The sequence below is a fragment of the Falsiroseomonas sp. CW058 genome (assembly GCF_050563535.1).
Classification (GTDB): Bacteria; Pseudomonadota; Alphaproteobacteria; order Acetobacterales; family Acetobacteraceae; genus Falsiroseomonas.
Genome location: NZ_JBNXUO010000007.1, coordinates 103,763 through 120,779, shown reverse-complemented (window position 1 = coordinate 120,779; position 17,017 = coordinate 103,763). Strand labels below are relative to the sequence as shown.

Genomic DNA, 17,017 nt, shown 5'->3' with positions numbered 1-17,017 from the left:
CCGAGAACAGGGAGACGAGGCGAACCATGAAGACCATCGCAGGCATCGGGCGCGCGCTGCTTGGCGCGGCCCTCGGCGCGGCGCTGCTCGGCGGTCCCGCCGCGGCGCAGGGCCCGCAGCTGACCATCCAGGCGGTGACGCAGCCGACGCCGTCCATCCCGCAATACACGCGCGTCGACATCCCGATGCTGCGCGACGGCCTGCCCGCGCGCAGCAACGGCCGCATCCGCGTCAACCTCGCCGCCTGGCCGGAGCGCAACCTGAACGGGCCGGAGATCGTGCGCCTGGTCCGGTCCGGCCAGGTCGAGATCGGCGGCGTGCCGCTGAACACGGTGGCCGGCGACGTGCCGATGCTGGACATGCCGGACCTTGCCGGCCTGAACCCCACCATCGGCCAGGCCCGCCGCGTGGCGGAGGCGCTGACGCCCGACATCAACCGCCAGCTCGAACGCTTCGGGGTGCGGCTGATCGCCACCGCCCCCTACCCCGCGCAGGTGTTGTTCTGCCGCGAGCGGGTGAACAGCCTGGCCGACCTGCGCGGCAAGCGGATCCGCACCGGCGGCGGCAGCATCAACGACTTCGTCACCGCGGTGGGCGGCCAGGCCGTCGGCATCGGCTTCCCCGAGGTCTACGGCGCGCTTGAACGCGGCGTGGTGGACTGCGCCATCACCGGCACGGGCAGCGGCAACGGCGCGCGCTGGTACGAGGTGACGACGCACATGTACGTGCTGCCGGTGGCCTGGAGCACCTACGGCTACTTCGTCAACCTCGCCTGGTGGAACCGGCTCGACGCGCCGGCGCGCGACCTGCTGACCCAGACCTTCGCCGAGATCATGGACCAGCAGTGGAAGCTGGGCGAGGAGGCCACCGATGACGGCGTGGCCTGCAACGCGGGCGAGCGCGCCGGCTGCTCGATCGGCCGCCTGGTGGAGAACCGGCCGATGACCTACACCCGCGCGACGCCGCAGGACCTCGAGACGCTGCGCGGCATCCTGCGCGACAACGTGCTGCCGTCCTTCGTGCGCCGCTGCGGCGCCCCCTGCGGCGAGACGTACAACCGCCTCGTCGCGCCGATCTCCGGCGTCCGGTTCGAGGCGCGCTGACTTGCCCGCCACCTCGCCACCCCCTTTCCCGCCCGCGCGGGGAAGGACCGGGGCGGGCACCGCGGGGGGCCCGCCGTGCTGAAGGCCGCAACCCTGCTCCGCCGCGGCGTCGCCTGCATCGCCACCTTCATGGGCATCGTCGCGGGCTGGGGCTTCGTGCTGTGCGCCTTCTTCATCGCGGCCGAGGTGCTGGCCCGCGCCGTCCTGCGCACGAGCACCGGGTCCACCGTCGAACTCTCGGGCTACATGCTGGCCTTCGGGCTGTCCTGGGGGCTGGCGCACACGCTGGCGCAGCGCGGGCATGTGCGGATCGACGTGCTGATCAACCGCCTGCCGCGCCCGGCGCGCGCCTGGCTGCACCTGGTCTCGCTCGCGCTGCTCGGGATGCTGGCCGGCTTCATCGCCAAGGGCGCCTGGGACCTGGTGGATGAGAGCCTGCTGTTCAACGCGACCGACATCAGCGCGCTGCGCACGCCGCTTGCCATCCCGCAGGGGCTCTGGGCCGCGGGCCTGGGCGTGTTCCTGCTGCTGATCGCCTGCATGTTCGTCGAGAACCTGCTGCTGGTGCTGTCCGGCGACGCGCGGGAGGCGGAGCGCAACCTGTCGTCCCGCACCTACACCGAGGAGGCGGAGGAGGCGCTCGACGCGCTGCGGGCGGAGAAGGCGCCGTGATCGCCGTCGTCTTCATCCTGCTGCTGCTCGGCCTCCTCCTCGGCCTGTCGCTGTTCGGCGTGGGCGGGGCGGGCGACCTGCCGGTGCTGCCCATCCTGCTGGTGCTCGCGCTGTTCTGCGGCTTCTTCGCGGCCGGCATCTATGTGGGCGCGGCGCTCGGAGTGCTCGGCATCCTGATGGGCTTCGCCTTCTCCGACCGGCCCTTCTGGGCCTTCCTCGGCCAGACCGTCTGGGGACCCTCCTCCTCCTTCGTGCTGGTCAGCGTGCCGCTGTTCCTGCTGATGGGGGAGATCCTGCTGCGCGCCGGCCTGTCGGAACGGCTCTACCGCGCGCTGAACGTCTGGCTGGACCGGATGCCGGGCGGGCTGCTGCACACCAACATCGTCGCCTCCGGCGTCTTCTCCGCCATCAGCGGGTCGAGCGTGGCGACGGCCGCGGCGATGGGCAATGTCGCCATGCCCTTCTTCCAGGGCCGCGGCTACGACCCGAAGGTGGTGATGGGCTCGCTCGCCGCGGGCGGCGCGCTCGGCAACCTCATCCCGCCGGGGATCACCTTCATCATCTACGCATTGATCACCGAGACCTCGGTCGGCGCGCTCTACCTCGCCGCGCTCGGCCCCGCGCTGCTGGTGATGGCCTGCTTCATCCTGGTCATCCTGCTGAAGCGCGGCGCGGCCCCGCCGCCGGGCGCGCGCATCCCGCTGGCGGAGAAGCTGCGCGCGCTGGTCGGGCTGCTGCCGACGCTGGCACTGATCCTCGTCGTGCTCGGCACCATCTATGCGGGGATCGCGACGCCGACCGAATCAGCCGCCCTCGGCGTCGTCGCCTCGCTGCTGATCGCGGTCGCGGAACGGCGCTTCAGCTTCCGCATGCTGCATGCGAGCGCGGAGGCGACGGCGCGCAACACGGCGATGATCGGGCTCATCCTGCTCGGCGCCTACGTGCTGAACTACGTCATCACCCTGCTCGGCATCCCGCAGATGATGGCGCAGGCGGTGGGCGGGCTGCCGCTGCCGCCCTGGGTCATCATGGCGCTGATCATCGGCTTCTACCTCGCGCTCGGCACCTTCATGGAGGGGTTCTCCATGATCATCACCACGATCCCGGTGATCTTCCCGGTGGTGATGGCGCTGGGCTACGACCCGATCTGGTTCGGCGTGGTCGTCACCATGCTGGTCGAGATCGCGCTGATCAGCCCGCCCGACGGGACGGTGCTCTACGTCCTGCAGGGGATGCGCCGCGACGGCGGGCCGATCACCGACGTCTTCAGCGGCGTGCTGCCCTTCGTGGGCGTCTACATCCTTGCCATCTTCCTCCTGATGCTGATGCCGGAGATCGCGCTCTGGCTGCCGAGGATCGCCGGACCATGACCCTGCTGCACGTCACCCGCCTTTCCGCGCGCGGCGCCGACCGCGTCGCGGCGGACATCCAAACCCTCGTCATCGCCGGCTGGACCGGGCGGGACGAGGCGGCGGTCCGCCACCACATCGAGGAGTTGCAGGCGATCGGCGTCCCGCCGCCCTCCTCCGTGCCGGTCTTCTACCGCGTCGCCGCCGCGAACCTGACCCAGGCCGCCCGCGTCGAGATGCTCGGCCCCCACGGCTCGGGCGAGGCGGAGCCGGTCGTGGTCTCCCTCGCCGACGGACTCTGGCTCGGCCTCGGCTCGGACCACACGGACCGCGTGGCGGAGGCGCAGGGCATCGCGCTGTCGAAGCAGCTCTGCGCCAAGCCCGTCGCCGCGACGCTGTGGCGGCTCGAGGAGGTGGAGGCGCACTGGGACGCGCTGGAGCTGACGGCGACCATCACGGAGGGCGGCGCCGAGGTGGTCTACCAGCGCGGCACCCTCGCCGCGATGCGCCACCCGCGGGACCTGCTCGCGCGCCGCCCCGGCGGGCCGGACCTGCCGCCCGGCACGGCGATGTTCTGCGGCACGCTCGGCGCCATCGGCGGCATCCGCCCCGCTGCGCGCTTCGCCATGCGCCTGCACGACCCCGTGCTGGGCCGCACGATCGAGCATGCCTACGAGGTCGTGGAACTGCCGGTCGTCGCCTGACCGCACACGGCGCGGCGCGCGCCGCGCCGAAACTTGTCCGGACATCCCCGCCGCGCTACCCTCCCGCGATGCGGGGGACGGCAGCGACCATGGCGGACAGCGCGATTCGGCGTGGCGCATGACGGCGCGCCAGCCCCTGTACCAGCGGATCGAGCAGCGCCTGCGCGACGCGATCTCCGAAGGCCGCCACCCCGTCGGCGCGCTGCTGCCGACGGAGGCGGAGCTCTGCGCGCAGCTCCGCGTCTCCCGCCACACCGTGCGGGAGGCGCTGCGCCGCCTGGTGGATGCCGGCATGGTGGAGCGGCGGCAGGGCGCAGGCAGCGTCGTCGTCGCGCGGGAACCGCCGCGGCACGAGGCGCAGTCGATCCGCGACATCGCCGCGCTGATGCAATACGCCTCGGACACGCGGCTGGAGGTCCGGTCCTGCCGGGTGGCGCCGCTGAACGCCGAGGATGCGGCCCTGGCGCATGGCGAGCCGGGCGCGGCCTGGCTGAAGGTGGAGGCGCTGCGGCTCGGCGCCGCGGGCAAGCCCATCGCGGTGACGGAGATCCTGGTCCATCCGCGCTTCGCCGCCATCGCAGATGCCCTGCCGCAGCACGAGGCCTTCTACGCGGTGGTGGAGCGCCGCTTCGGCGTGCAGGTGGCGGAGGTCGCGCAGGAGATCGCGGCCGGGATGCTGCCGGCGGAGGTGGCGCGGGCGCTGAAGCGCCGCCCGCGGGAGGTCGGGATGCTGTTCCTGCGCCGCTACCTCGATGCGGAAGGCGGCACCATGATCGCGTCGCGCAGCTGGCACCCGGCGGAACGCTTCAGCTACGCCATGCGCCTGAAGCGGGGGGAGGAGTGACGCCCCCCGCGCCCTCCACCGGGACAACGAAGGAAGACCCGCATGTGGCCCCGTGACGCGCGCCTCGCCCTCTCGGTCGTGGTCAATGTCGAGGAGGGGGCGGAGATGTCCACCCGCGACGGCGACAAGGGGCCGGAGCCGGTGGACGAACTCGGCGTCCACCTGAAGGTGCCGATCCGCAACTTCGCCAACGAGAGCAACTACCTCTACGGCATCCGCGCGGGCTGGCCGCGGGTGCAGGCGGCGCTGGCGCGGCACGCCGTCCCCGCCACCTTCACCGCCGCCGCCGTCGCGCTGGAACGCGCGCCGGAGATCGGGCGCGCCATCGCGGATGGCGGGCACGAGCCGTGCAGCCACGGCTGGCGCTGGGTCCACCAGTTCTCCTACGACGAGGCGCGGGAGCGCGACTTCGTGCGGAAGGCGGTGGACAGCATCCGCGCCACCACCGGCACCCGGCCGCTCGGCTGGCTGTCGCGCTACCTCCATTCGCCCCGCCTGCGCGCCACGCTGGCGGAGGAAGGCTTCCTCTACCACATGGACGACTTCAGCGACGACATCCCGCGCTGGGACGTGGTGGAGACGCGGGACGGACCGCGCGCCATCCTGGTGATGCCCTACGCCCTCGACAGCAACGACATGAAGTTCTGGCTCGCGCCCGGCTACACGCCGCAGCAATGGCTGGACTACGCGGTCGAGACCTTCGACGTGCTGCACGAGGAAGGCGGCGCGGCGCCGCGGATGATGTCGCTCGGCGTGCATCTGCGGATCATCGGCCGGCCCGGGCGCATCCGCGCCTTCGACCGCTTCCTCCAGCACGCGCGGTCCCGCCCCGGCACCTGGATCGCGACGCGCGAATCGATCGCGCGTGCCTTCGCGGCCAGCATGCCGCCGCCCGCCACCCCCTCCTGGGAGGGCTGAGAGATGGACTACGACGTCACCGCCGCGCTGGCCGACCATGCCGCGCGCACACGCCATGCCGCGCTGGGCCCGGCGGCGGTCGCCAAGGCGAAGACCTTCCTGCTGGACACGCTCGGCGTCGGCCTGGCGGGCAGCAGCGGCGCCAATGTCGCCGCCGTGCTCGACCTCGCGCAGTCCTGGGGGCCGGGCGACGAGGCCACCGCCTGGATCAGCGGGCGGCGCATGTCCGCGGGGTCGGCCGCGATCGTCAACGCCTATCTCATCCACTGCCTGGAATTCGACTGCGTGCATGAAGGCGCCGTGGTGCATCCCATGGCGACGCTGCTCTCCGCCCTGATGGCCTGGTCGGAACGCGAATCGGCGCGCGGCCGCCCGGTGGATGGCCGCCGCTTCCTCGCCGCCATGGCGGTCGGCGTCGATGTCGCGGCGAATCTCGGCATGGCCACGGATGCGCCGCTGCGCTTCTTCCGCCCCGCCACCGCCGGCGGCTTCGGCGCGACGGCGGGGATCGCCAACCTCGCCGGGCTCGACGCCGCCACCATCCGCAGCGCCTTCGGCCACATGTACGCCCAGACCTGCGGCACGATGCAGGCGCATCTGGAAGGCTCGCCCGCCCTCGGGATGCAGATCGCCTTCAACGCGCGCGGCGCGATCGCGGCGGTGGACCTCGCCATGGCGGGGATGCAGGGGCCGGTCGATGTCTTCCACGGCCGCTACGGGTATTACGTGCTGATCGAGGACGGGCAGTTCCACCCGGGGCGCGTCGCCGAACGCCTCGGCCGGCGTTGGGAGATCGAGCAGCTCTCCCACAAGCCCTTCCCCTCCGGCCGCCTCACCCACGGCCTGGTCCACGCCCTGCGGGAGGTGACGCGCACCGGGACCGCCGCCGAGGAGATCGAGGAGGTGGTCTGCCACGTCCCGCCCCTGGTCCGCCGCCTGGTCGGGCGGCCGGACGTGCCGGACCCGGCTTCCAACTACGCCAAGCTCTGCCTGTCCTTCGTCGGCGGCGTGTTCCTGGTGCATGGCCAATGCGACGTGCCGCATTTCCGGGGCGAGGCGCTGCGCGATCCGCGGGTGCACGCCCATGCCGCACGCATCCGCCACGAGCCGGACGGCAACGCCAACGAGAATGCCCTCGACCCGCAGCGTTTCACCATCCGGTTGAGGTCGGGCGCGGTGCGGGAGGTCATGGTGCCGCACGCCTATGGCCATCCCGAGGCGCCGCTGACGCCGGCGGAGAACGAGGAGAAATTCCTCCGCTGCTGCACCCATGCCGACCCCGCGCTGCCCGAGGCCCGCGCACGGCGCATCATGGACCTCGTCGCAGGGGTGGAATCGCTGCCCGACATCGCCGCCCTGCCCGCCGCCCTGGCCGGGCGCGATTGACGCCGGGCGCGGGCGCGCCCAAATTGTCCGGACAAATTCCCACGGAGGAGCCCGCCATGGACACGCATGTCCCCCAGACCGACAGCGATGCGGAACTCCTCGACGCCATCGAGAAGTGGCTGGCCCGCGACGTCCGTCCCCATGTGCTGCGGCTGGAACACGCCGACGAATATCCGCACGAGATGGTCGAGCAGATGAAGGAGCTCGGCCTGTTCGGCGCGACGATCCCGGCCGAATACGGCGGCCTCGGCCTCTCGGCCACGACCTATGCGAAGATCGTGGAGCGTATCGCCGAGACCTGGATGTCGCTGTCGGGCATCTTCAACAGCCACCTCATCATGGCGGCCTGCGTCACGCGGCTCGGCACGGCCGAGCAGAAGGCGGAATGGCTGCCGAAATTCGCCAGCGGCGAGATCCGCGGCGGCCTGGCGCTGACCGAGCCCGACTGCGGCACGGACCTGCAGGCCATCCGCACCCGCGCGCGCCGGGACGGCGACCACTACGTCATCAACGGCACCAAGACCTGGATCAGCAACGGCATCCAGGGCAGTTGCTTCGCCCTGCTGGTCAAGACCGACCCGGAAGCGACGCCGCGCCACAAGGGCATGTCGATGATCCTGGCCCCGAAGGGCGAGGGCTTCCGCGTCTCGAAGAAGCTCGAGAAGCTCGGCTACAAGGGGATCGACAGCGCCGAGCTGATCTTCGACGATTACCGCGTGCCGGCCGCGAACCTCATCGGCGGGGTGGAGGGCAAGGGCCTGCAGACCGCGCTTGGCGGGCTGGAACTCGGCCGCATCAACGTCGCCGCCCGCGGCGTCGGCATCGCCTCGGCCGCGCTGAAGGACAGCGTGCGCTACGCGCAGATCCGCAAGACCATGGGCAAGCCGATCTGCGAACACCAGGCGATCCAGCTGAAGCTCGGCGAGATGGCGACCCGCACCCAGGCCGCGCGGCTGCTGACCTATGAGGCCGCGCGCGCCTATGACGCCGGGGAACGCTGCGACATGGAAGCGGGCATGGCGAAATACTTCGCCTCCGAGGCCGCGCTGACCAACGCGACGGAGGCGCTGCGCATCCATGGCGGCTACGGCTATTCCAAGGAATACCACGTCGAACGCTACTACCGCGACGCGCCGCTGATGTGCATCGGCGAGGGCACGAACGAGATCCAGCGCATCATCATCGCGAAGCAGCTGGTGGAACGGAACCCGGCATGACCACGACGCCCCCCTTCCCCGCCGCGGCGGGGGAGGGTCGGGGCGGCGGCATCGCACGGGAGGGCCTTCCCCTCGCCGGCCTCCGCCTCGTCTCCTTCGAGCAGTTCGGCGCCGGTCCCTTCGCCACCATGAACCTCGCCGATCTCGGCGCCGAGGTGATCAAGGTGGAACCCCCGCCAGCGGGGGACGAGCCGCCCGGCGACATCGCGCGCCATACCGGCGGCTTCGCGCTCGGCGAGAACGACAGCCAGTATTTCCAGTCCTTCAACCGCAACAAGCGCAGCCTGACGCTCGACATCCGCAGGCCGGAGGGGCGCGACGCGCTGCACCGCCTGGTGCGCGGCGCCGACGCCGTGCTGAACAACCTGCGCGGCGACCTGCCGGCGCGGCTCGGGCTCGACCACGCCGCGCTTTCGGCGGTGAAGCCGGCGATCGTCTGCGTCCACCTTTCGGGCTACGGCCGCACCGGGGAACGCGCGGCCTGGCCGGCCTATGACTACCTCGCCCAGGCCGAGGCGGGCTTCGCCGCGCTGACCGGGGAACCGGGGGCCGGGCCGGCCCGCGCCGGGCTGCCGGTGATCGACATGCTGTCGGGCCTCACCGCCGCGATGTCGCTGCTCGCGGGCGTCATGGGCGCGCGCGCCACCGGGCGCGGCTGCGACCTCGACGTGTCGCTCTACGACGTCGCGGTGCAGAACCTCACCTATGTCGCGAGCTGGTACCTGAACGACCGCTTCGCCGTGCCGCGCCGCCCGCGCGGCGGCCATCCCTTCATCGTCCCCTGCGAGATGATGCCGACCGCCGACGGGCACGTCTTCGTCATGTGCGTGAAGCCCGGCTTCTGGCGTGCCTTCTGCGAGATTGCCGGCCTGCCGGACCTGCCGAGGGACCCGCGCTTCCGTGGCTTCGACGAACGCCTGGCCAACCGCGACGCGCTGATGGCGATCCTCGACCCCGTGATGCGGGGCCGGAGTTCGGCCGAATGGGTGGCGCTGCTGGCGGGCCGGGTCCCGGTGGGGCCCGTGCTGACGCTGGCCGAGGCGCTGGACAACCCGTATCTGCGCGCCCGCGGCGGCGTGCTGGACCTGCCGCATCCCGCGCGGCCGGACCTCAAGGTGGTCGCCAGCGCCATCCGCCTGAACGGCGCCACGCTGCCCGGCCGCGCCGGGCCCGGCTATGGCGCGGACAGCGATGCGGTGCTGGCCGAAGCGGGGTACACGCGGGACGAGATCGCGCAGCTGCGCGCGCTGGGGGCGGTGTGAGATGAAGCTTGAAGGCGTGCGCGTACTCGACCTGTCGCTGTTCCTGCCCGGACCCTACCTGACCACCGTGCTCGCGGACCACGGTGCGGAGGTCATCAAGCTGGAACCGCCGGGCGGCGAGCCGGTCCGCCATCTCGGCCAGCGCGCGGGCGGCGAGACGGTGTGGTTCCGCAACACGCACCGCGGCAAGAAGTCCATCCAGCTCGACCTGAAGAAGCCCGAGGAGCTGGCAGCCCTGCACGACATCGCGCGCGGCTGCGACGTCTTCATCGAGGCCTTCCGCCCGGGCGTGGCGGATCGCCTCGGCTTCGGCACGGCGCGGATGACGGAGATCAACCCGCGCCTGGTCTACTGCTCCATCTCCGCCTTCGGGCAGGACGGCCCGCTGCGCGACCGGCCGGCGCATGACCTCGCGGTGGAGGCGCTGGCCGGCACGCTGTCCTGCAACCTCGGGCAGGACGGGCTGCCGACGCATCCGAACGTGCCGATCGCGGATGCCACCGCCTCGCTCCTCGCGCTCTCGGCCGTGCTGATGGCGCTGTACCGGCGCGAGAGGACGGGGCGCGGGGACGTGATCGACCTTGCGATGTACGACGCGACGCTGTCCTGGCTGCCGAATGCGACAGGCGCCGTCCTCGGCGAGGATCGCGCGCCGGATGTGAAGAACGTGCGCCAGTGGGGCGGCGGCAGCTTCTACAACATCTACCCGACCCGCGACGGCCGACACGTCGTGCTCGGCGGCAGCGAGCACAAGTTCGTCGAGAACCTGCTGCACGCGCTTGGCCGCCCCGACCTGATCGAGGGCGCCTCCGGCCCGCCCGGCCCGGGGCACGATGCGGCCAAGGCCTTCCTGCGCGAGACCTTCGCGACCCGCACGCGGGACGAATGGGAAGCCTGGTTCGAGGGTCGCGACGTCTGCTTCGCGCCGCTGCTCGACCTGCACGAGGCCTTCCACCGACCGCATGCGGCCGCGCGGAAGATGCTGCTGCGCGACGAGGAGGGCAACCTGCATGTCGGCCTGCCCATCAAGTTCCGCGACGAACCAGGGACGCTGAATCCGCGGTTGCCGAAGCTGGGCGAGCACACGGCGGAGGTGGTTGCGGAGGCGCGGGCGAGGCTCGCGCGGTAGCGTCCGGCCGGCTACATCGCCCGCCGCATCGCCGCCCATTCGCCGGCCAGCGCGTCGCGGAACTGCGGCGCGGCGATGCCGATCAGCCGCTCCGCCCTCTCGTCGATCGGCAGGTCCGCCAGTTCCACGGCGCCGAATTCCGTTGCCACCACGTCGATGTCGGCGCGGGTGACGGACACCGGCGTCCCCGCGGGCAGCTTCGCCACGATGCGCGACACCGCCCCGCCCCGCCCGGTGGCGGGCAGCACGAAGACGGCGCGGCCCCGCCCCCGCGCCGCACGCACGAAATCCGCGACGCCGCCATGGCCCGAGACCTGGCGCCCGCCGATCATCTCCGAATTCACCTGGCCCAGCAGGTCCACCTCCACCGCCGCGTTGATCGCGACGAGGCGCGGGATCGCGCCCAGCACGCCCGCATCATGCGTGTGGCCGACGGGGCGGAAGCCGATGCGCCGTTCACCGGCAAGCCGGGCATAGAGCGCACTGCTGCCGAGCGCGACGGCGCAGACCGCACCGTCGATCGCGCCGGCATCCATCAGCTCCAGCACCGCATCCGCCAGCATCCCGCCGTGGTAGCGCAGGCGCCGGTGATGCCGCAGCGCCCGCAGCGCGGCATCCGCGGCCCCGCCGATGCCGGCCTGCACGGTGTCTCCCTCGCGGACCAGCTTCGCGACATGCAGGCCGATCGCCCGCATCGCTGCATCCGGAGCGTCCACCGACAACTCGGGCGAGGGCGAAGGCCCATCCACCAGCGCGTGCAGCCGCTCCACCTCCAGCTCCATGCCGTCCGGCACGAAGGGCAGCGCCGGGTCCACCACCCCGACCAGCCCCGCCCCCGCCGCCGCCGCCGCCGGCACGAAGTCATGCGCCAGGGCGAGCGAGACGCGCCCATCCCGCGGCGCGCTGCACCGGAACACGGCAAGGTCGGGCCGCGCCGCATCGCGCAGCCAGCGGAAGCCGGCGGAATAGTGCATCGGGCGGAAGGCCACGCGCCCCGCCGCCAGGCCCGGCCGCAGCTCCGGCGTCATGAAGGTGACCTCGACCGGGGCGAGGGCCGACAGGTCGCGGCGGTTGGCGCCGGGAACCGGCACCTGGATCAGCGTGGCGCCCGCCAGCGCCTCCGGCCGCGCAGCCAGCGCGTCCAGCACCGCATCCGGCTGGCCGGCGGCATCGCCCAGGAAGATGCGCAGGCCCGGCCGCAGCGCGGCGGCGAAGGCCTCGGGCGTCGTCATTCGGGCTGCTTGCGTGCGGGCCATGCTTCGTCTGATATGTCCGGACAAGTCGGACGTCCACTCCTCCCATGACCTCGCTGACCGAAGGCCTCGTCGCGTTGCTCGCCCGGCCGATCGCGCCCGCGGACCGCGCGCGCGCGGCGCTGCACCTGCTCGACTGGGTCGGCTGCGCCGCGGCCGGCGCCGCGGGCGAGACAGGGGCGGTGTTCCGCGCCCATGCGGCGCGCCAGCCCGCCGGCGCGGCGAAGGTCATCCTCGGCCCGCGCGTCGGCGCGCGCGACGCCACGCTGGCCAACGGTGCCCTCGGCAACGTGCTGGAGATGGACGACGTCCACCGGGAAGCCATCCTGCATCCCGGCCCGGTCGTCGCCCCGGCCGCGCTGGCCCTGGCGGCGGAACGCGGCGCGGACGGGCACGCGCTGCTCGACGCCCTGCTGCGCGGCTACGAGGCGATGATCCGCATCGGCCGCGCCATGGGCCCGGCGCATTACCGCCATTTCCACCCGACCGCGAGTTGCGGGACCTTCGGCGCCGCCGCCGCCGCCGCCTCCCTTCTCGGCCTTCCGGCGGAGCGGACGGTCTGGGCGCTCGGCAATGCCGGCACGCAGACCGGCGGGGTGTGGCAATGCCGGGCGGAGCCGGTGATGACCAAGCAGTTGCACACCGCCCATGCTGCCGCCACCGGGCTGCAGGCGGCGCTGCTGGCCGCGGACGGGCTGACAGGCCCGCGGCTGATCCTGGAGGCGCCGCTCGGCGTCTTCGCGGGCCTCGCGCCGGATGCCAGGCCCGACCGCGTGCTGGCGGAGCCCGACGCGCCCTGGCTGATGCATGCGACGAGCTTCAAGCCCTGGCCCGCCTGCCGCCACTGCCACGCCACGATCGATGCCATCCTTGCGCTGCGCGGCGAGGTCGCGGGGCGCGAGGTGACGCGGATCGGGATCGGCACCTATGGCGATGCCCTCACCTTCTGCGACCGCCCTGCGCCCGAAAGCACGGTCCAGGCGAAGTTCTCGCTCCAGCACGCCGCGGCGGTGGCGCTGCACGATGGCCGCCCGCCGCTCGACGCCTTCGCGCCCGCGGCGATCGCCCGGCCGGAACTGGCCGCGCTGCGCGCCCGCACCACCCTGGTGCAGGACCCGGCGCTTCACGCCGCCTATCCCCTGCGCTACGGCGCTGCCGTGACGCTGACGCTGGCGGATGGCAGCGAGCTGCGGCGGACGGTGCCCGATGCGCTGGGCGACCCCGAGAACCCGCTGGCCGAGGGGCAGATCCTGGACAAGGCGCGGATGCTGATGGCCAGCGCGGGCGTGCCGGAGGAGCGCATCGCGGCGGTGGTCGACGCCGCGCTGTCGCTGGCCGATGGCGCGCCGGTCGCGCGCCTCAACGACGTCCTGCCCTGAGGGCCCCGGCATGAGCGAGTTCGACTACGTCACCGCGATGGACCCGGAGGCGCTGCGGCGCGACTACCCGATCGGCGACGCATTCCGCCGCGCCCTGGTTGGCCTGTCGCGCGACGAATTGCGCGCGCGGCAGGAACGGGACTTCCGCCGCGTGCTGGACTTCGCCTGGAAGGTGCCCTTCTACCGCCGGCTCTGGGGTGCGAAGGGGATCGAGCCGGGCGACATCCGCACCCTCGACGACCTTCCGAAGCTGCCGAGCTACGACAAGGCGGACATCATGCAGTCCGTCGCGGACCACCCGCCGCTCGGCGATTTCCACGGGCAGGACGCGCATCCGGCGGACCGGCGCCCGCAAATCATCTTCCACACCACCAGCGGCACCACCGGCAAGCCGCAGCCGCTGCTGTTCGGGCCGAGGTCGCGCGAGGTGCAGAACCGGCTGCTGGCGCGGCAATACCTGATGGCGGGCATGACGCGTGACGACGTGGTGCACAGCGTCTACGGTCACGGCCTGATCAACGGCGGCCATTACGTGCGCGAGACGGTGCAGCACTGGGTCGGCGCGCGCTTCATGTCCGCCGGCACCGGGGTGGAGACGCGCAGCGCGCAGCAGATCTTCATCATGCGCGAATTCGGCGCCACCGCGATCATCGGCTTCGCGGACTACATCAAGCGCCTGTCGGAAGTCGCGCGCGAGGAAGGGTTCGAGCCCGGGCGCGACATCCCCATCCGCCTGATCTGCGCCCATCTCGGCAGCGAATCGCAGGCGAGCCTCTCGGCCGCCTGGGGTGGCGCGGCGGTGTTCGACTGGTACGGCGTCGGCGACACCGGCATCATCGCCGGCGAATTCCCGGACCGCACCGGGATGCATGTGATGGAGGATGCCCACGCGCTGGAGATCGCGGACCCCGACACCGGGCTGCCGGTGGCGCCCGGACGGCTCGGCGACATGGTCTGCACCTGCCTGTTCAAGGACGACATCTTCCCGATCATCCGCTTCAACACCCATGACGTGACCGAGGAGGTGACGGGCGAAAGCCCGCTCGGCCTGCCCTTCCGGCGCATCCGCGGCTTCCTCGGCCGCAGCGACAACATGGTGAAGCTGCGCGGCATCAACCTGTTCCCGACCGGTATCGGCGCGCTGCTGGTCGAGCAGTGCGAGGCCGCGACCGGGGAATTCATCTGCCGCGTCCACCGCGAAGGTGCGCGCGACGCGATGACCGCGCATCTCGAAGTGCGCGGCACGCCGGACGGGGCGCTGAAGGACCGGCTTGAGGCCGCGCTGAAGACCCGGCTCGGCATCGAGATCGCGGTGGCGCTGGAAGCGCCGGGCGCGCTGGCCGCGCTGACGCAGGTGGAAAGCCGGCAGAAGGCGATCCGCCTCGTCGATGAACGTCGATGAACGCCGACGCGATCCGGGCGCGCGACGCCGCGCTCGGCATCTTCTGGCACCTCGCGCCGCAGGCGCCGGCGCCGGGCGGCACGCTGTCCGCGCTGACGCTTGCGGTGAAGGACAATGTCGACGTGGCCGGCATGCCGACCACCGCCGGCCTCGCCGCCTTCGAGGGCCGCGTCGCATCGCGGGACGCGCCCTGCGTCGCCGCGATCCGCCGCCATGGCGTCACCATCCTCGGCAAGGTCGCGATGCATGAGGGCGCGCTCGGCGCCACCACCGACCTGCCGCGGCCCTGCCAGAACCCGCTGCGCCCCGGCTTCACGCCGGGCGGGTCCTCCGGCGGGTCCGGCGCCGCGGTGGCGGCGGGCTTCGCGGACCTCGCCATCGGCACGGACACGATGGGCAGCGTCCGCATCCCCGCCGCCTATTGCGGGGTGGCCGGGCTGAAGCCGACCGCGGGGCTGGTCCCCCGCAGCGGGGTGGTGCCGCTGTCGCCCAGCCTCGACCATGTCGGCATGCTGGCGCGGACGCCGCGCCTCGCCGCGCTCGGCCTGCAGGCGATGGCCGGCGAGGATGCGGCGGACCCCGCGAGCCGCCCCGCCCCGCGCGGCTGGCACGCGGTGCCGGCCGAGCCGGTGGTGGTCCACGGCATCCGCATCGGCCTGCCGCAGCCCGCGCTGGACGCGACGGTGGAACCCGCGATCCGCACGGCCTGGGACGCGGCGGCGGGACGGCTGCGGGACCTCGGCGCGCGGGTCGAGGCGGTGCCGGTGCCGGGGTGGGAGCCTTCGCCCACCCGCCGCGCCGGCCTGCTGCTGATCGAGGCCGAGGCCGCCGCCCTGCACGAGGCGCTGATCGGCGACCCGGCCGCCGCGACGCCCGGCTTCCGCGCCGCGCTGGCCTATGGGCGCGACCTCACCGGCATCCGGCTCGCCCGCGCCCTGTTCCGCCTGGCGGAGGCGCGGGGCGGCGCGTTGCGCGCGCTCGACCGCTGCGATGCGCTGCTGCTGCCCACCGCGCCGCAGCGCGCCTTCGCGCATGGCTCGCCGCCGCCGCATGACCAGGCCGATTTCTGCGCCATCGCCAACATCGCCGGCCTGCCCGCCCTCGCCCTGCCCTGGCCAGCCGCGGATGGCGGCCTGCCGGCCTCCGTCCAGCTGGTCGGGCACCCCCATGCCGAGGCGCTGCTGGTGGGGCTGGCGGAGGCGCTCAGCGCGCCGTGAAGACCGGCGCGCGCTTCGCGAGGAAGGCGTCGCGGCCCTCGCGGAAATCCGCGCCGGAGAAGGCATCGCGGAACAGGGCGGAGAGGTCCGGCGTCTCCCGCAGGGCGCCGGCCTCGATCGCCGCCACCATCGCCTTGGTCGCCCGCAGCGCCGGGCGGGATGCGGTGGCGAGCGCGGCGCAGCAGGCCTCGACCTCGGCGGCGGCCGCGATGCGCTGCACCAGCCCGATCCGCAGCGCCTCCTCCGCCTCCACCACCCGCGCGGTGAACAGCAGGTCCTTCGCCATGGCCGCACCCACCGCGCGCACCAGCCGCAGCGTGTCGGCATGCGAGTAGATGAGGCCTAGCTTTGCCGGGGTGACCGCGAACCGGGCATCGGGCGCGGCCAGGCGCAGGTCGCAGGCCAGCGCCAGCGCGACGCCGCCGCCCACGCAGGCGCCGCGGATCACCGCGACGCTCGGCTTCGGGCAGGCGGCCAGCGCGTCCGCCGCGGCGGCGATGGCGACGTTCGCGGCCTCGGCGCCCTCCGCGGTCGCGTAGGTGGCGGCGAATTCGGCGATGTCGGCGCCGGCGCAGAAATGCCCGCCCGTGCCCTGCACCCGCAGCAGCGCCACGCCGTCGTCCGCCACCGCCTGCGCCACCAGCGCGGGAAGGGCCAGCCACATGGCCCGCGTCATCGCGTTGCGGCGTGCGGGCTGGTCGATCACCAGGGTCGCGACGGCGCCGTCGCGTTCCAGCCGCAGCGCGCCGGTCATGCGGACAGTTCCTCCACCCGCCGCATCACCGCCGCGCCGGCACGCGCCCAGCACTGGTGGCCATGGACCAGGATGGCGATCGACAGCGCCTCCATGATCTGCCCGGCCGTCAGCCCGGCGCGCAGCCCCGCCTCGGCATGCGCCAGCGCGCCTTCCACATGCCCCGCCGCGACGTCGAGCACGATGAAGACCAGTTCCTTCTGGGCGACCGGCAGGTGCCCCTCCGGCGGCGGGCGGTAGGCCGCCTCGCGAGCCGCCAGGTAGGCCGCGAAGGCGTCCGGCGCGTGGCGTTGCAGCAGCGCGACGCTGTCCGGCACCCCACCGATCGTCCCGCCGAAATGCGTCGTGGCGTCCGCCATCGCCTTCCCTCCCCGGCCGCCGGGCCGGGGGCATCCTCGCGCCCCGGATTTGTCCGAACAAGTGTTGTC

Annotated in this window: 16 protein-coding genes; 13 read left to right on the top strand and 3 right to left on the bottom strand. The window is 73.0% G+C overall.

What is annotated here, in order from left to right; translation table 11 throughout:
- The first annotated feature begins 26 nt into the window (after positions 1–26).
- From ACK8OX_RS08375 to ACK8OX_RS08330, 10 genes are all read left to right on the top strand, one after another.
- Positions 27–1,103 carry a TRAP transporter substrate-binding protein gene (locus ACK8OX_RS08375; protein ID WP_430663527.1) on the top strand — a complete coding sequence of 359 codons (1,077 nt, stop codon included), beginning with the start codon at positions 27–29 and terminating at the stop codon, positions 1,101–1,103.
- A 75-nt stretch (positions 1,104–1,178) separates the two neighbouring features.
- The gene (locus ACK8OX_RS08370) at positions 1,179–1,775 is read left to right on the top strand and encodes a TRAP transporter small permease subunit (RefSeq protein ID WP_430663526.1); all 597 of its coding nucleotides are present in this window, start codon (positions 1,179–1,181) and stop codon (positions 1,773–1,775) included.
- Complete coding sequence (locus ACK8OX_RS08365) at positions 1,772–3,145, top strand: TRAP transporter large permease (protein WP_430663524.1); 1,374 nt, start codon at positions 1,772–1,774, stop codon at positions 3,143–3,145. Before ACK8OX_RS08370 ends, ACK8OX_RS08365 begins: the two co-directional genes overlap by 4 nt.
- Positions 3,142–3,828 (top strand): DUF2848 domain-containing protein, encoded by a 687-nt coding sequence (locus ACK8OX_RS08360; protein ID WP_430663523.1) that lies wholly within the window; start codon positions 3,142–3,144, stop codon positions 3,826–3,828. The genes ACK8OX_RS08365 and ACK8OX_RS08360 overlap by 4 nt, the downstream gene beginning before the upstream one ends.
- 118 nt (positions 3,829–3,946) lie before the next feature.
- Complete coding sequence (locus tag ACK8OX_RS08355; RefSeq protein ID WP_430663521.1) at positions 3,947–4,672, top strand: GntR family transcriptional regulator; 726 nt, start codon at positions 3,947–3,949, stop codon at positions 4,670–4,672.
- Between the two features lie 42 nt (positions 4,673–4,714).
- Positions 4,715–5,590, top strand: coding sequence for a polysaccharide deacetylase family protein (locus ACK8OX_RS08350; RefSeq protein ID WP_430663520.1), 876 nt, complete (start codon positions 4,715–4,717; stop codon positions 5,588–5,590).
- A 3-nt stretch (positions 5,591–5,593) separates the two neighbouring features.
- Positions 5,594–6,976, top strand: a complete 1,383-nt coding sequence (locus tag ACK8OX_RS08345) for an MmgE/PrpD family protein (RefSeq protein WP_430663519.1) — start codon at positions 5,594–5,596, stop codon at positions 6,974–6,976.
- A gap of 56 nt (positions 6,977–7,032) precedes the next feature.
- Complete coding sequence (locus tag ACK8OX_RS08340; protein WP_430663518.1) at positions 7,033–8,193, top strand: acyl-CoA dehydrogenase family protein; 1,161 nt, start codon at positions 7,033–7,035, stop codon at positions 8,191–8,193.
- Positions 8,190–9,455: a CaiB/BaiF CoA transferase family protein gene (locus ACK8OX_RS08335; RefSeq protein ID WP_430663516.1), complete on the top strand. Its 1,266-nt coding sequence runs from the start codon at positions 8,190–8,192 to the stop codon at positions 9,453–9,455. The genes ACK8OX_RS08340 and ACK8OX_RS08335 overlap by 4 nt, the downstream gene beginning before the upstream one ends.
- Position 9,456: 1 nt before the next feature.
- On the top strand, positions 9,457–10,584 hold the full coding sequence (locus ACK8OX_RS08330; protein ID WP_430663515.1) for a CaiB/BaiF CoA transferase family protein: 1,128 nt from the start codon (positions 9,457–9,459) through the stop codon (positions 10,582–10,584).
- A gap of 11 nt (positions 10,585–10,595) precedes the next feature.
- Here ACK8OX_RS08330 and ACK8OX_RS08325 read toward each other — a convergent pair whose 3' ends face one another.
- Complete coding sequence (locus tag ACK8OX_RS08325; protein ID WP_430663514.1) at positions 10,596–11,816, bottom strand: acetyl-CoA hydrolase/transferase C-terminal domain-containing protein; 1,221 nt, start codon at positions 11,814–11,816, stop codon at positions 10,596–10,598.
- Between the two features lie 68 nt (positions 11,817–11,884).
- On the opposite strand from ACK8OX_RS08325, the gene ACK8OX_RS08320 reads away from it, so the two are divergent.
- From ACK8OX_RS08320 to ACK8OX_RS08310, 3 genes are read left to right on the top strand one after another with little or no spacing between them, the layout of a single operon-like run.
- A complete protein-coding gene (locus tag ACK8OX_RS08320) occupies positions 11,885–13,216 on the top strand; it encodes an MmgE/PrpD family protein (RefSeq protein ID WP_430663513.1) in 1,332 nt (443 codons plus the stop codon).
- Between the two features lie 10 nt (positions 13,217–13,226).
- Complete coding sequence (locus tag ACK8OX_RS08315; RefSeq protein WP_430663512.1) at positions 13,227–14,618, top strand: phenylacetate--CoA ligase family protein; 1,392 nt, start codon at positions 13,227–13,229, stop codon at positions 14,616–14,618.
- Positions 14,615–15,835, top strand: a complete 1,221-nt coding sequence (locus ACK8OX_RS08310; protein ID WP_430663511.1) for an amidase — start codon at positions 14,615–14,617, stop codon at positions 15,833–15,835. The genes ACK8OX_RS08315 and ACK8OX_RS08310 overlap by 4 nt, the downstream gene beginning before the upstream one ends.
- Here the strand turns inward: ACK8OX_RS08310 and ACK8OX_RS08305 are convergent.
- Complete coding sequence (locus tag ACK8OX_RS08305; RefSeq protein WP_430663510.1) at positions 15,822–16,589, bottom strand: enoyl-CoA hydratase/isomerase family protein; 768 nt, start codon at positions 16,587–16,589, stop codon at positions 15,822–15,824. The genes ACK8OX_RS08310 and ACK8OX_RS08305 overlap by 14 nt on opposite strands.
- Positions 16,586–16,948, bottom strand: coding sequence for a carboxymuconolactone decarboxylase family protein (locus ACK8OX_RS08300; protein WP_430663509.1), 363 nt, complete (start codon positions 16,946–16,948; stop codon positions 16,586–16,588). The genes ACK8OX_RS08305 and ACK8OX_RS08300 overlap by 4 nt, the downstream gene beginning before the upstream one ends.
- Positions 16,949–17,017: the final 69 nt, after the last annotated feature.